Source organism: Tardiphaga sp. 841_E9_N1_2 (genome assembly GCF_051811065.1).
GTDB lineage: Bacteria > Pseudomonadota > Alphaproteobacteria > Rhizobiales > Xanthobacteraceae > Tardiphaga > Tardiphaga robiniae.
The window spans coordinates 5,190,986-5,205,040 of record NZ_JBPWQC010000001.1; the positions used below are offsets into that span (position 1 = coordinate 5,190,986).

15 protein-coding genes are annotated in these 14,055 nt (G+C 62.2%); 7 read left to right on the forward strand and 8 right to left on the reverse strand.

Annotated elements, in window-relative coordinates:
* The first annotated feature begins 27 nt into the window (after nucleotides 1–27).
* Entirely contained in the window at nucleotides 28–1,632 is a 1,605-nt protein-coding gene (locus AB8A50_RS24875) for a Na+/H+ antiporter (RefSeq protein WP_439079237.1), read from the forward strand.
* A 6-nt stretch (nucleotides 1,633–1,638) separates the two neighbouring features.
* On the opposite strand, the gene AB8A50_RS24880 is transcribed toward AB8A50_RS24875, so the two are convergent.
* On the reverse strand, nucleotides 1,639–2,028 hold the full coding sequence (locus tag AB8A50_RS24880) for a hypothetical protein (RefSeq protein WP_120288293.1): 390 nt from the start codon (nucleotides 2,026–2,028) through the stop codon (nucleotides 1,639–1,641).
* Nucleotides 2,029–2,216: 188 nt separating this feature from the next.
* Here AB8A50_RS24880 and AB8A50_RS24885 point away from each other — a divergent pair, with 188 nt between their 5' ends.
* The gene (locus AB8A50_RS24885) at nucleotides 2,217–2,444 is read left to right on the forward strand and encodes a hypothetical protein (RefSeq protein WP_120288294.1); all 228 of its coding nucleotides are present in this window, start codon (nucleotides 2,217–2,219) and stop codon (nucleotides 2,442–2,444) included.
* Complete coding sequence (locus AB8A50_RS24890; protein WP_439079239.1) at nucleotides 2,444–2,749, forward strand: type II toxin-antitoxin system RelE/ParE family toxin; 306 nt, start codon at nucleotides 2,444–2,446, stop codon at nucleotides 2,747–2,749. Before AB8A50_RS24885 ends, AB8A50_RS24890 begins: the two co-directional genes overlap by 1 nt.
* 20 nt (nucleotides 2,750–2,769) lie before the next feature.
* On the opposite strand, the gene ispG is transcribed toward AB8A50_RS24890, so the two are convergent.
* The 4 genes from ispG to AB8A50_RS24910 all read right to left on the reverse strand — a co-directional run bounded on the left by ispG (nucleotide 2,770) and on the right by AB8A50_RS24910 (nucleotide 6,699).
* On the reverse strand, nucleotides 2,770–4,053 hold the full coding sequence (gene ispG, locus AB8A50_RS24895; protein ID WP_089262692.1) for a flavodoxin-dependent (E)-4-hydroxy-3-methylbut-2-enyl-diphosphate synthase: 1,284 nt from the start codon (nucleotides 4,051–4,053) through the stop codon (nucleotides 2,770–2,772).
* Between the two features lie 49 nt (nucleotides 4,054–4,102).
* On the reverse strand, nucleotides 4,103–5,017 hold the full coding sequence (locus tag AB8A50_RS24900; protein ID WP_184513256.1) for a DMT family transporter: 915 nt from the start codon (nucleotides 5,015–5,017) through the stop codon (nucleotides 4,103–4,105).
* Between the two features lie 42 nt (nucleotides 5,018–5,059).
* Complete coding sequence (locus AB8A50_RS24905; RefSeq protein WP_092139844.1) at nucleotides 5,060–5,545, reverse strand: Fur family transcriptional regulator; 486 nt, start codon at nucleotides 5,543–5,545, stop codon at nucleotides 5,060–5,062.
* Nucleotides 5,546–5,703: 158 nt separating this feature from the next.
* Nucleotides 5,704–6,699: an AraC family transcriptional regulator gene (locus AB8A50_RS24910; RefSeq protein ID WP_439079240.1), complete on the reverse strand. Its 996-nt coding sequence runs from the start codon at nucleotides 6,697–6,699 to the stop codon at nucleotides 5,704–5,706.
* A gap of 257 nt (nucleotides 6,700–6,956) precedes the next feature.
* Here AB8A50_RS24910 and AB8A50_RS24915 point away from each other — a divergent pair, with 257 nt between their 5' ends.
* The 4 genes from AB8A50_RS24915 to AB8A50_RS24930 all read left to right on the forward strand — a co-directional run bounded on the left by AB8A50_RS24915 (nucleotide 6,957) and on the right by AB8A50_RS24930 (nucleotide 11,185).
* Nucleotides 6,957–7,802, forward strand: a complete 846-nt coding sequence (locus tag AB8A50_RS24915; protein ID WP_439079241.1) for an outer membrane protein — start codon at nucleotides 6,957–6,959, stop codon at nucleotides 7,800–7,802.
* A gap of 180 nt (nucleotides 7,803–7,982) precedes the next feature.
* On the forward strand, nucleotides 7,983–8,462 hold the full coding sequence (locus AB8A50_RS24920) for a MarR family winged helix-turn-helix transcriptional regulator (protein ID WP_439079242.1): 480 nt from the start codon (nucleotides 7,983–7,985) through the stop codon (nucleotides 8,460–8,462).
* Nucleotides 8,455–9,609, forward strand: a complete 1,155-nt coding sequence (locus tag AB8A50_RS24925) for an HlyD family secretion protein (RefSeq protein ID WP_175368626.1) — start codon at nucleotides 8,455–8,457, stop codon at nucleotides 9,607–9,609. The genes AB8A50_RS24920 and AB8A50_RS24925 overlap by 8 nt, the downstream gene beginning before the upstream one ends.
* Before the next feature lie 4 nt (nucleotides 9,610–9,613).
* Nucleotides 9,614–11,185, forward strand: a complete 1,572-nt coding sequence (locus tag AB8A50_RS24930) for a DHA2 family efflux MFS transporter permease subunit (RefSeq protein WP_439079244.1) — start codon at nucleotides 9,614–9,616, stop codon at nucleotides 11,183–11,185.
* Nucleotides 11,186–11,390: 205 nt separating this feature from the next.
* Here the strand turns inward: AB8A50_RS24930 and pcaG are convergent, their stop codons facing one another.
* From pcaG to pcaF, 3 genes are read right to left on the reverse strand one after another with little or no spacing between them, the layout of a single operon-like run.
* On the reverse strand, nucleotides 11,391–11,972 hold the full coding sequence (gene pcaG / locus AB8A50_RS24935; protein WP_439079245.1) for a protocatechuate 3,4-dioxygenase subunit alpha: 582 nt from the start codon (nucleotides 11,970–11,972) through the stop codon (nucleotides 11,391–11,393).
* On the reverse strand, nucleotides 11,972–12,673 hold the full coding sequence (gene pcaH / locus AB8A50_RS24940; protein ID WP_439079246.1) for a protocatechuate 3,4-dioxygenase subunit beta: 702 nt from the start codon (nucleotides 12,671–12,673) through the stop codon (nucleotides 11,972–11,974). The genes pcaG and pcaH overlap by 1 nt, the downstream gene beginning before the upstream one ends.
* 59 nt (nucleotides 12,674–12,732) lie before the next feature.
* Nucleotides 12,733–13,941 (reverse strand): 3-oxoadipyl-CoA thiolase, encoded by a 1,209-nt coding sequence (pcaF, locus tag AB8A50_RS24945; protein WP_093759700.1) that lies wholly within the window; start codon nucleotides 13,939–13,941, stop codon nucleotides 12,733–12,735.
* Between the last annotated feature and the right edge of the window lie 114 nt (nucleotides 13,942–14,055).

Below are 14,055 nucleotides of genomic sequence, written 5' to 3' on the forward strand. Positions count from 1 at the left end.
ATTAGGCACGCAAAGGACATCGCCCGCGTGGAAGCCAAATTTCAGATTTTCCTGGTTTTGATCGCTGCGCTCGCAGGTACGGCGTGGCTGGCCAAGCGCATCAGCATTGCCCCGGCGATCCTGCTGCTGCTGGCCGGCATTGCACTGGCCTTCGTGCCGGGCATGCCCTCGATCCAATTGCCGCCGGATGTAGTGCTGCTGGGCGTGCTGCCGCCACTCATCTATTCGGCCTCCGTCGCCATGAGCTGGCGTGAATTCCGCGCCAATCTGCGGATCATCACGCTGCTGGCCGTCGGCTGCGTGATCTTCACGGCGTGCCTCGTCGCCACCGCGACGCATTTTCTGATCGGGCTGCCGTGGTCGGTCGGCTTCCTGCTCGGCGCCATCGTCGCGCCGCCGGACGTGGTGGCGCCGCTGGCGATTGCGCGCAAAATCGGCCTGCCGCGCCGCATTCTGGTCGTGCTGGAAGGCGAGGGTCTCGCCAATGATGCGACGACGCTGATCCTGTATCGCTTTGCAGTGGTGGCGATCACCACCGGGGCGTTCTCGCTGCCGAAGGCGGCCGGTACCTTCGTCGCCATTCTCGCCTGCGAACTCGTCTTCGGCCTCGCCATCGGCTGGATCAGCCTGCGCATGCGTCACCGCGCGCGCGATCCGCAGGTCGAGATTACGCTGTCGCTGCTGACACCCTATGTCGCCTATCTCATTCCCGAACATTTCGGTGGCTCCGGCATCATCGCCACTGTGGCCTGCGGTCTCTACATTTCCTGGAACGGCCCGCTGCTAATCTCGGCGGCGACGCGCCTGCAGGGCATCTTCTTCTGGGATTTGGTGATCTATCTGGTCGAGGGTCTACTGTTCCTTTTGACCGGCTTCCAGATGCGGGCGCTGATCGAGAAATCGAAGGCGTTTCCGTTTGCCGAGATCATGTGGGCCACGGTGCTCGTCACCGTCGTGATCATCGTGGCGCGTTTCGTCTGGGTCTATGCGGCGATTTATGTACCGCGTTGGCTGAGCGCTGACCTGCGCAAGCGCGATCCGGCGCCGAACTGGCAATGGACCTTCGTCGTCGCCTTCACCGGCGTGCGCGGTGCCGTATCGCTCGCCGCAGCGCTGGCGCTGCCATTCACGCTGGTCTCGAACGAAGGCTTTCCGTCGCGCGACCTGATCCTGTTCGTCTCCTTCAACATCATTCTCATCACGCTGGTTGGCTTCGGCCTGTGCCTGCCCATCGTGGTGAAGTGGCTCGGCGTGACCAAAATCGGCCGCGAGGAATATATCGCCGAGCATGAGGCCGAACTCGCCACGCGCCGGGAGGCGCTGGCCACAGCCCTGGCGCGGCTCGATGCCATGACCGACGATCGCGAACTATCCGACGAGGTCGTGAAGCTGCTGCGCGCGCGCCATGAAAGCCGCTCGAACCAGTTGCCGGGCGAATTCGATCCCGACGTCGACGTCTCGGCGGTTGGCATCGATCTGGTGCGCGAACTCATCAAGGCCGAGCGCAAATTCATCCACGCGCAACTGCGCGACGGCAAGATCACCGACGAGAGCCGCCGCCGCATCGAGCGCGATCTGGATCTGGAAGAAGCGGGGCTGAGCAACCGCGAGTTCCGGCGGATTCCGCTGTAGCGTTGCTCAGCGGATGCGCTCGGTGAAGACCGGCTCGAAGAAGCGCCACTCGTCGTAATAGGCATCAGGAAGCCTGTAGGGCTGGCAGTTCTCGAGCGCACGCATGCAACTCATCTGATACGCCTTGCTATAGGGCGTGGTCGAGGTGATCGATATCGGGCGCGCCTCATCGATCATGCCATCGCGATTCAGCTTGATCACAAAGATTGCCTCGATCGGCTCCTTGCCGCCACCACCGGGCTTTTTCCAGCATCGCTCCACTTGGGCTTTGAAGAGTGGTCCCCAGTGAGCTGCAGCGTTGCCGGTCCGCTTCGGCACCTGAGGGGGCGCGGCCGGCGGCGTCTGCTGTGATGGCGCGATGTCAGGTCGCGTGAAGCGGCCGGGCAGGCCAAACATCTGAGCGTTGCAAGAGGCTGAGGAGACAAGAATGAAAAAGGCGCCGGCGACCGTAGCGTTCGGCCCGGGTGCCAATCCGAATAAGCGATTGCCGAGACGCAAGACTGCCTCTTCACGTGCTGTATCCTAAAATAAAACTATAGATTGAAATTATCGCCATGGCAGCAAAAATGTGCTAAACATAATCGATGACCCGTCAGGATATCGAACTCATCCTTGAACAAGTCGCCACCTGGCCGGAAGAGGCGCAGGAAGAGTTTTTGACGTCGTTCAATGAGATCGAGGCAAAGCACGTCGGTGTCTACCAATTGAATGACGAAGAGCGGGCTGCCGTGCTCCGCGGTCTTGCTGAAATGCGAGCTGGCCAGTTGGCTAGCGAAGAAGAAGTTGCGGCTCTCTTCAATCGCTTTCGCTGATGAAAGTCAGGTGGTCTAAGACCGCCCTGATCGAACTCGAAGAGATTTTCCTTTATATATCCGAGCGCAATGAGGCGGCTGCACGTGCCGTTATGGCTCGTATCGAGCGGGTTTGCACACAACTCGAACAATTCCCGTTCACAGGTGTGGCTACGAGCGAAGACGAGGCCCGTATGCTGCCGATCGTGCGCTATCCGTTTTCGATCTTCTATGCAGTTGACGAAGGCTTGGATGAAGTCGTGATCCTTCATGTCCGTCATACGGCACGAAAAAAGCCGGCGACGGATGATCCGGTCGCCGGCTGATTTTGGAGCAGCTGCTTGAATTACTCGGCCGCGGTCACGACTTCCGGTGCCTTGGCGTTGGCGCCGTAGCGCTGATCGATATAGTCGATCACCAGCGCCTTGAAGTCGGCCGCAATGCTTGGGCCGCGCAGGGTGCGGAATTTCTCGCCATCGACGAACACCGGAGCGGCCGGGCTTTCGCCTGTGCCGGGCAGTGAGATGCCGATATTGGCGTGCTTGGATTCGCCGGGGCCATTCACGATGCAGCCCATGACCGCGACGTTGAGGTTCTCGACGCCGGGATACTGCGTCTTCCAGCCTGGCATCGAGTCGCGGATGAAATCCTGGATCGAGCGCGCCAGTTCCTGGAACGTGGTCGAGGTGGTGCGTCCGCAACCGGGGCAGGCCGCGACGAGCGGCACGAAGGTGCGGAAACCCATGGTTTGCAGCAGTTCCTGCGCAACCTGAACTTCCACCGTGCGGTCGCCGCCGGGCTCCGGCGTCAGCGAAATGCGGATGGTGTCGCCGATGCCCTGCTGCAGCAGGATGCCGAGCGCGGCCGAGGAGGCGACGATGCCCTTCGAGCCCATGCCGGCTTCGGTCAGGCCAAGATGGATCGCATAGTCTGAGCGCGACGCCAGCGTCTGATACACCGCGATGAGGTCCTGCACCGCCGAGACCTTGGCGGACAGGATCATCTTGTTCTTCGGCATGCCGAGTTCTTCGGCGCGGGCCGCCGACAGCAATGCCGACTGCACCATCGCTTCACGCGTCACCGCGCGGACGTCCTTTGGATTCGCGGACAGCGCGTTCTCGTCCATCAGCTTGGTGAGCAGTTCCTGATCGAGCGAACCCCAGTTCGCGCCGATGCGGACGGCCTTGTTGTTCTTGTTGGCGATCTCGATAATGTCGGCGAACTGGCTGTCACGCTTGCTCTTGAAGCCGACATTGCCGGGATTGATGCGGTATTTGTCGAGCGCCGCGGCGCAGGCCGGATATTCGGCGAGCAGCTTGTGGCCGATATAATGGAAGTCGCCGACCAGCGGCGTGGTGATGCCCTGCTTGTCGAGCGCCTCGCGGATATGCGGAACGGCGGCAGCGGCCTCGTCGCGATCGACGGTGATGCGGACCATTTCCGAGCCCGCGCGCGACAGCGCTGCGACCTGGTCGATGGTGCCCTGGATGTCGGCGGTGTCGGTGTTGGTCATCGACTGCACGACGATCGGAGCGCCGCCGCCGACAGCGACGTTGCCAACCATGACCTGTGTGGTGAGGTGCCGGGGCGCCGGACCGGCGATATCAGACGGAATTTCAATCTTGTTCATGGGGTCTCGAATATCAGATTTAGATGACATCCAGCAATGCGTTAGTGGCCTAGGCCCTGACCGGTCGGTTAACGAGGACCAGCCCGGCGATGACCAATAGCGCAGCGAGGCCGAAGGCGGGGGTCAGGTGGTCGCCCATGATGAGATAGCCTGCCGCGACGCCAAACAAAGGGGTAATGAAGGTAAAAGCCGACAATTTGCTGGCGGAATAGGTCTTGATCAGCCCGAACCAGAGCAAAAACGTGAAGCCGACCACCCAGAAGGCCTGAAACGAGAGCAGGGACAGCGCCAGCGGACCGGGAACCCGGGTCACGGTCTCGCCCGCCAGCAGCGCCGCCAGGCCCAGAATCGGGACAGACAGCCCGACTTGGTATCCCAATGCCTTTTCAGGCGCGACGTAGAGCAACGGGGTCGTTTTAACCACCAGCGTGGTCGCGGCCCATAGCCCCGCACCGGCGACGATCATCAGATCCCCGATCAGCACATCGGCGGTGACGTCCGGCTGCGGGACGCCGATCGCGACGGCGACACCGGCAAAACTGACCGCGAGTCCGGCCCATTGCACCGGGCGCAGGCGTTCGCCCAGGAATTGATAGGAGCCGAAGGCCACGAAGAACGGCATCGTGTAGAGGAAAACCGCGGCCCGTGAGGCCGTCGTGAATTGCAGGCCGTGAAAGATCAGCACGAATTCGATGCCGAACAGCACGCCGGCAAACAGGCCTGCTTTCAGCGTGCCGTCGCGTTCGAACAGCTTGACGCCGCGCATGCGCGCAATGGCCAGGATGACCAGCAGTGCGCCGGCCGAGCGCAGCATCGCCTGCGTGTAAGGCGGGATATCGTGCAGCACCAGCTTGATGGCGATCTGGTTGAAGCCCCAGGTCAGGCACAGCATCAGCACGAGGGCGATGGCGCCGGCGGTGAGTGCGCGTCCGCCGGGTGGACTGATGATCACTTCTGCAGACATGAAGCCTCGGGCCCGGCTTGTCGCCGTGTTGTTATGGGATCGTCACGCCTGACAGTGCGCGCAGGTTCCGGTGATTTCGACAACAGACAGTTTCGGGACGAAGCCAGTCGTCCGTGCGGCATCATTCAGGCTCTGCGCGACTTTCGTGGCCGGCACTTCGCCGACCGACCCGCACTGGTCACAGATCAGAAACGCGACCATCGAGGCCGTGCCGTGGTCGTGCGCGCAGGCCAGAAAGGCGTTGCGGCTCTCGATGCGGTGAACGAGGCCGTTCTCCATCAGGAAATCAAGTGCGCGATACACGGTGATGGGTGCCGGACGCGAAGTGGTCTTGGCAAGCTCATCGATGATCTCGTAGGCCCCAAGCGGCCGATGGCTCGCGAGCAGCGCTTCAAGCACCTGCCGGCGGATCGGGGTCAGCTTTTGCGATCGGGCCGCACAGACATGCTCGGCATGATGCATCGCGTCCGCCGTACAGCGGTCGTGATCGTGGCCAGGAGCCGGGAAAGTTGGTTTCGGAACTGCCATATGGAGGTAGCTTAACCCGTTGGGTGTGATTGTGCCCGTCTTTTTGGCGTTGGGGCCCAGTCTTACACCAAATCCTGCGCTGCCAAACGACGAGCGTTCCCTGCAGATGGGGGGACAGTCGGGCGATTGCAAAGGTTGAATGGGCGATACCGGGCCGATCAGGTGGAGCTTTTGCGCTCCCGGCGCAGATCCGATGGCGAGGTGGCATATCGGCGCCGGAATGTCCGGTTGAAATACGACAAATCGTTGAAGCCGGCCTCGTCCGCGATCTTCCCGATCCGCTCATCGGCCCGCAATGGGTCGAGTAGCAATGCATGAGCAAGGGCCAAACGCCGTTCGAGCAAATATTCCGACAGGCGGAGGTCGTGTTCGCGAAACAGCTTGCGGACATAATCAGGCGAGATTTTCTGAGCCGCCGCCAGCGTTTCGGCCGAGAGGTCGTGATTTCCGAGACTTGCTTCGATGGCTGCCTTGATCGCCTGCAAGCGCAGCATGCGGGTGCTGGAAGGTGGAGATGTCTCGGAGTGGTTCTCGCAACCGATCGTCAGAAGTGCGATCAGGCTACACAGATCGGCCACGACGTGGTGTTGAAGATGGGTGGGGGCGGACCCGTCAAGGTCGATTGCTTCCTGACAATGCGCCATCATTAGCCGCAACGTCCGAGCCTCCAGGAGGACAGGTCGCATGAGCCAGGCGCCGAGATTCGGCACCTTGATCGACAGCGCAGCACGGTCGATCTGAACGATCAGATGCTGCGTCTCACAAGATGACGTATGCCAACCAGCGTCCCTGGTTGTCATCAAGACCGCATGGTTCTGCTCGATGATCTCTTCGCGGCCATGCTGCGATGCGCGAGCCCGACCTTTCAGAACGACTGCAAACACAACATCGTCAGGCGATGACGCAGTCGCAGCATCCGGCATGCGGTCGTTCGCCGGAAATCCCGTGCCGATAAAAACAATCGCGCCGGGCAACCTGTGCAATGCAGTATCGGTTGAAAACGGGGTGTCCGTCGGAAGAGGGGATTCGACGTTGAATGTCAGGCGCCCGAATTGGAGCTGCGGTGTCGGCAGATTTTCGGAAGCAGCCGCGATTAATGAATCGGGCGTTTCGGGACCGGGCCCTGAAGTCACGAGGATCAGTCCTGCAAGCATTGAACTACATCTTGGTCGTGCCAGCGCCGGATCACGTTCATAATGATCGCCGTTAGCGTGCCTTCTGGTATTTTTGTCTTTGATAGTTCGTGATGCGCCATGTGGCCTGAACGCAACAAGCAGAACGAATTGCGGTGCCAGTCTCGCCCAGTCCTGCCGCGTCGCGTCCGTTCCAAGTCGCTGATGTCTCATTCAACTACACATCATCGAAGCAGGGCCTTCGGCCTGCCTTTGTTGATCTGTTGTTGAGGAGACTGATGGTGAAACGCACCGTATTGGCCGCTGCAGGCCTCGCCATCGTGGCGTTTTCGTCGACCGCTGGCGCTGCGGATCTGTCGCCCCGCATGTACGCCAAGGCGCCGGTTCTGGTGGACCCCGGCATCAACTGGACCGGATTTTATGTCGGCCTCAACGGCGGCTACAGCTGGGGCAAGGGCGACGCCACTTTCCTGCCGGGCACCGCCTTTGCGTCGTCGGTCAAGCAGGACGTCAATGGCGGCCTGGGCGGCGGCCAGATCGGCTACAACTGGCAGCTCGACCGCACATGGGTCGTCGGTCTCGAAGCCGATATCCAGGGGACTGGTGAACGTGGCAGCGCGAACTCTCCAGTGAGTTCGCTGCGGACCACCTTGCCCGGCGGTGACTTCAATCTGCTCGCACTGACCTCGGCAAACAGCTCATGGAGCTTCCCGTGGTTTGCGACCTTCCGCGGCCGCGTCGGCCTGCTGGCAACGCCGGATCTGCTGCTCTACGGCACCGGCGGTCTGGTTGTCGGTGAGGTCAAATATTCCACCCAGACCACAGTAACGGGCCAGATCTTCGGGCCGGGCTCTGCTGGCACGACACCGGCCAGCGCGGCCGTGACGATTCCCGGCACGCTGTTGTCGGAATCGCAGACCCGTGTCGGCTGGACCCTGGGCGCCGGTCTGGAAAAGAAGTTCGGCACCAACTGGTCGGCCAAGCTCGAATATCTTTATCTCGATCTGGGCTCGGCGACCTATTTCGGAGGGACGGCCAACCAGACCTCGGTCGGCTTCCATGACCACGTCTTCCGCGCCGGCATCAATTACGCCTTCAGCCCGGCTGTTGTGGCCAAATACTGACCCTTTCGCCCCTCCTGACGACTTCAAGCCCGGCCTCGTGCCGGGCTTTTTGCTGCGCCGCCCATTCTGGGGAGGTCCGGGAGATCTAGCCATGCGCTTGTCGCGGGGCTGCGTCGTATCGTCCACCGATGCGTTATTCATAAGCTTGCTTATAATAAGCTAAGTTTACGGAGCGCCTCCATGTCCTGCCAGCCTGACACCGGCACCGATTTTCTGTCCGCCTTGTTCGAGACCCAGCGCATGTTGCGGCTGCTGGCCGACAAGGAAGCGCGCCATTTCGGCATGACCCGCGCCCAATGGGCGGTGCTCGCCAAGGTCGAGCGCAATGAGGGCCAAAAACAAACCGACCTCGCCGACGCCATGGAAATGGCGCCGATCAGCCTGACGCGGCTGATCGACAAGCTCTGCGACAGCGGCCTGATCGAACGCCGCAATGATGACACCGACCGCCGCATCAAGCGCCTCTATCTCACCGAGGCCGCGCGCCCGCTGACGGCAAAGCTGGCGGTGCTGCGCGGCAACCTGATGCAGGTCGCGTTCGGCGGCGTGAGCGAGGCCGACATGCACCAGCTGGTCGCGCATCTGGAAACCATCAAAGACAATATCCGCGCTGCGCTGAGCCCCGCAGCCACAAAGACCAAGGAACAAGTCTATGGCTGAGCCCGTGCTGAAATTTCCCGACAAGGATGCGCCCGAGGGCGGATCCGATGGCGCCGCGACCACGCAGCGTCAGGGCGCGAAAGGTTTCCTGAAGCGCTATCGGCGAACGTTGCTGCTGGTCGTACTGCCGGCCATCGTTCTTGTTGGCGGCGTCGCCTTCTATCTGTCGGGCGGTCGCTATGTCGGCACTGACGATGCCTATGTCGGTGCGCAGAAGGTGCTGATCACGCCGGACATCTCCGGCAAGGTCGACAAGGTCGTCGTGCGCGAAGGCCAGCATGTCAAAGAAGGCGACGTACTGTTCGAGATCGATCCGGTCCCGTTCCGGCTGGCGCTCGACGATGCCAGGGCCAAGCTGGCGCAGGCAAAGACCACCTATGACAACCTCGTCAGCAACGTGAAGATCTACGGCCAGATGCAGGATCTGGCGCAGCAGGGCGTCGACTTCAAACAACGCGACGTCGAACGCAAGTCGACTCTGGTCAAGAGCAACTTCGGCTCGCAGCTCGATCTCGACAATGCGGCGACTGCGGCGGTGACCGCGAAGGCGCAGCTCGAACTCCTGAGGCAGCAGCTCGCGACCTCGATGAACCAGCTGCTCGGCAATCCCGACCTGCCGCTGGCCCAGTTCCCGCCTTACGCGCAGGCGCAGTCGGCGCTCGATCAGGCGCAGCGCAATCTCGACCACACTGTGCTGAAGGCGCCGATCTCCGGTGTCGCGACGCAGGTCGACAACATCCAGCTCGGCCGCTTCGCCATGGCCGGCACGCCGATCCTCACGGTGATCGACGACAACAGGCCGTGGGTCGATGCCAACCTGAAGGAATCCGATTTCACTTACATCGCCGTCGGACAGACTGTGGAGATCGACGTCGATGCGTTCCCGAACCACGCCTTCAAGGGCACTGTCGGTTCGCTGAGCCCTGGCACCGGCGCGCAATTCGCGATCCTGCCGCCGCAGAATGCCACCGGCAACTTCGTCAAGGTGGTGCAGCGCGTGCCGGTGCGGATCTATCTCGATTATGCAGATCCCTTCGTGAAGCGACTGAAGGCCGGCATGAGCACTTACACGACCATCGATACCAAGCATCATCGCTCGCTGGCGGGCCTGCTCGGCCTGTCATCGGCCAAGGCTGCTCAGGACTGATCCCATGAGCACGTCGGCGCCATCTCCCAGTGCGGTCCCCGGCTTTCGCCGGAATATGGTGACGATCTGCGCCATGACCGCGACCATCATGCAGGCGCTCGACACCACCATCGCCAATGTGGCCCTGCCCTACATGCAGGGCACGCTGTCGGCGTCGCAGGATCAGGTCAACTGGGTGCTGACCTCCTATATCGTCGCCGCGGCTATCATGACCGCGCCCGTCGGCTGGATCGCCAACCGGTTCGGCCGCAAGAAGATCTTCATCGTCTGTTCGGCGGGCTTCACGGTCGCCTCGGTGCTGTGCGGCCTCGCGCAGGACATCAACCAGATGGTCGGCTTTCGCCTGTTGCAGGGCGTTTTCGGCGCGGCACTCGTGCCGCTGTCGCAGGCGGTGATGCTCGACAGCTACGCGCTGCATGAGCGCGCCAAGGCGATGTCGATCTGGGGCATGGGCGTGATGCTCGGCCCGATCATGGGGCCTTCATTGGGCGCCTGGCTGACTGAAACTTACTCCTGGCACTGGGTGTTCTTCGTCAATCTGCCCTTCGGCATCGTCACGGTGTTTGGCCTGCTGGCCTTCATGGACGAGACCAAGACCAATGCAGACCTGAAATTCGACTGGTTCGGTTTCGGCGCGCTGGCCATCGGTATCGGTGCGATGCAGCTCGCACTTGACCGCGGCGAGCAGCTCGGGTGGCTCGAATCCAATGAAATCGTCATCGAGGCGATCGTTTCGATCATCGGCTTCTATTATTTCTTCGCGCATTCCTTCACGACCTCGAAGCCGTTCATCCAGTTCGCCATCTTCAAGGACAAGAATTTTGTCGGCGGCTGCGTGTTCATGGCCGTCATGGGGCTGGTGCTGTATTCGACCATGGCACTGTCGTCGCCCTATCTGCAGAACGTGATCGGCTATCCGATCCTCACGGCGGGGCTATTACTGGCGACGCGCGGCTCCGGCACCTTCGTGGCGATGATGCTGGTCGGGCGCATCATGAAATATGTCGAGGCGCGTACACTGATCATGGTGGGAATGGCACTGATGTCGGTGTCGCTGTTCTTTACGTCGATGTGGACCGACCAGACCGGCGTGCCGGAGATCGTGATCGTCTCCATCGCGCAGGGATTTGGCCTTGGTCTCGTCTTCGTGCCGCTGTCCACCGTGGCGTTCCTGACGCTGCCAAATCATCTGCGCACCGACGGCACCTCGATGCTCACGCTGCTGCGCAATGTCGCGAGTTCGATCGGCATCTCCATCGTGATCGCGCAGCTCACCTCAAACACCCGTATGGCCCATGCGGTGCTGGTCGAGCACATCACGCCGTTCAGCAATGCGCTGCAGATGCCCAATGTGACCAGCGCGATCAACCTCGCCACCGACAGCGGCCGCGCCATGATGGACGCCATCGTCACGCTGCAGGCAACGATCATCGCCTTCGGGCTGGATTATCAGATGGTGATGCTGGTGACGCTCTGTGCGATTCCGATGGCGCTGATCATCGGCTCGTCCAAGGCGACCTTGCGCGCGCAAGCGGCGAAGCCGGGTGCGGACGAGCATCCGGCGGTGATGGAGTAATTGAAGCGGAGACGCTGATGGTTTCCCTCCCTCAAGTCCAGCGAAGCTGGACGCAGTGGGGAGGGTCGGCCGATAGGCCGGGGTGGGGTCTCTCCCCAAGCGAGGACGCCGTGTGTGGCTCCCCACCCGTCTCGACCGCTTCGCGGTCGATCCACCCTCCCCACCTGCGCGGCTCCGCCGCTTTGGGGGAGGGATAAGAGAGACATCACACGTCGAAGAACACCGTCTCGTTGTCGCCTTGCAGGTGGATATCAAACCGATACACGCCAGGCGCCGTCTTCTTCGCGATGATCGTCGCGCGGCGGTCGGCCGGGACGAGGTTCATCACCGCGTCATCAGCCGTCGCGGCTTCGTCCTCGAAATAGATACGCGTCATCGACTGCATCGTCATGCCGCGGCCAAACACGGCCATCACGATATGCGGCGCCTGTTCTTTGCCATCGATGCCCGGCACGGCGCCTGGCTTTACAGTGTCGAACGAATATTCGCCGGCATCGGTGGTGCCGGAGCGACCGAAACCCTTGAAGCTCGAATTCGGCAGCCCGCGGGTATCTTGCGGATCGGCGAAACGGCCCTGCGCATCGGCCTGCCAGATTTCCAGTACGGCGTCGGGCACCACCTTGCCGTCGCCGTCATAGATCACGCCTTCGATGCGGATCTTGTCGCCGGTGACGTCGGGTGTCAGCAGGTTGCTGGTGAAGGCGTCGTTCCAGGCGTATTTGCCGTTAGGTGTCAGGCCGTAGGCATAGAACGGACCGACGGTCTGCGACGGGGTAATTCCGGGCATCAGTGATTCTCCGTCGGGGTGGCGTTGCGGCCGCGCAGCACGATGTTGAAACGATAGGCCAGCGCCCAGCCGGGCTCGGTGACGTCGAGGTCGAAATCCGACACCATGCGCAGGCGCGCCTTTTCGTCTGTGACCGAGTTGAAGATCGGGTCGAACGGAAACAGCGGATCGTTCGGGAAATACATCTGCGTCACGAGGCGCGAGACGAAGGAATGGCCGAACACGGAGAAGTGGATGTGGGCAGGGCGCCACGCATTGTGGTGATTGCCCCACGGATAGGCGCCGGGCTTGATAGTGACGAACTTGTAATTGCCCGCGGCGTCGGTGACGGTGCGGCCGGCGCCGGTGAAGTTCGGATCGAGCGGCGCGGGATGCTGGTCCCAGACATGCACATAGCGGCCGCAGGCATTGGCCTGCCAGAGTTCGACCAGCGTGTTCGGCACGCCGCGGCCGTCCTCGTCCATCACCGTGCCGTGCACGATGATGCGTTCGCCGAGCGGCTCGCCGGCATGCATGGTGGTAAGGTCATGATCGCCGGGGCGCACGGTCTCGTGGCCGTAGACCGGTCCTGTCGTTTCCGACAGTGTGTGCGGCATCAGGATGCGCTGCTTCTGCGGGGCACGCTTGATGGTGCTCTTGTAGCCGGGTGAGAAGCGCGGCGCGTGCGCCGCATTGCTCTCGACGGGATAGATTAGCGTCATGCTGGTTTCCCCTTTGGCCGCCGCGGATCCCGCGGCGGCTTGCTTGTGGATGTAGTTTTTTAGTTCAGCTTCTCGATCGCCATGGCGACGCCCTGGCCGACGCCGACGCACATGGTGGCCAGCGCCAGCTTGCCGCCGCGCTTCTCCATGCCATGCACGGCGGTCATCGCGAGACGGGCGCCGCTCATGCCGAGCGGATGACCGAGCGCGATTGCGCCGCCATGCGGATTGACGAAGTCAGCGTCTTCCTTGACGCCGAGCTGGCGCAGCACGGCGATACCCTGCGACGCGAAGGCTTCGTTGAGCTCGATCAGATCGAAATCGCTGATCTTGAGGCCGAGACGTTCCATCAGCTTCTTGGTCGCCGGCACCGGGCCGATGCCCATGATGCGCGGCGCGACGCCGCCCGAGGCGAGGCCGAGAATGCGGGCGCGGGCCTTGAGGCCGTGCTTCTCCACAGCGGCGCCCGAGGCGAGGATCATGGCGCAAGCGCCGTCATTGACGCCCGAGGCGTTGCCGGCGGTGACCGTGCCGTCCTTGCGGACAATCGGGCGCAGCTTGGCGAGGCCTTCCAGCGTGGTTTCGGGGCGCGGATGCTCGTCCTTGTCGACGGCGATCGGGCCGGCCTTGCCGCCGGGCACCATCACCGGGATGATTTCTTCGGCGAAATAGCCCGAAGCGATCGCCTTTCCGGCGTTCTGCTGCGAGCGGATCGCAAAGGCATCCTGGTCGGCGCGCGAGATCTGGAAATCCTGCGCGACGTTCTCCCCGGTCTCCGGCATAGCGTCGACGCCGTACTTTTCGCGCATCAAGGGGTTGATGAAGCGCCAGCCGATGGTGGTGTCGAAGATTTCCGCCGAGCGGGAGAAGGCTTCGGTGGCCTTGCCCTGCACGAATGGCGCACGGGTCATGGATTCGACGCCGCCGGCAATGGCGAAATCGATTTCACCGGCGCGGATGGCGCGAGCGCCGGCGCCGACTGCGTCGAGGCCGGAGGCGCAAAGGCGGTTCAGCGTGGCGCCGGGAACGGAATCCGGCAGGCCGGCCAGCAGCGCGGCCATGCGGGCGACGTTGCGGTTGTCTTCACCGGCCTGGTTGGCGCAGCCGAAATAGACTTCCTCGACGGCAGCCCAATCCACACCGGGATTGCGGTCCATCAGAGCTCTAATGGGGGCGGCGGCGAGGTCGTCGGCGCGAACTTTGGCAAGGGAGCCGCCGAAACGGCCGATGGGGGTGCGGACGGCGTCGCAAATGAAGACATCGCTCATCAATTCTCTCCCTGGAGACTGCATCCGCGCTCGATTGCCGGATTTTCGCGGTGGTTTTAAGAACCCCCGCTGACCCGGTCAAATGCTGCTGCTGGATGGCAGCGTTGTCCTTGG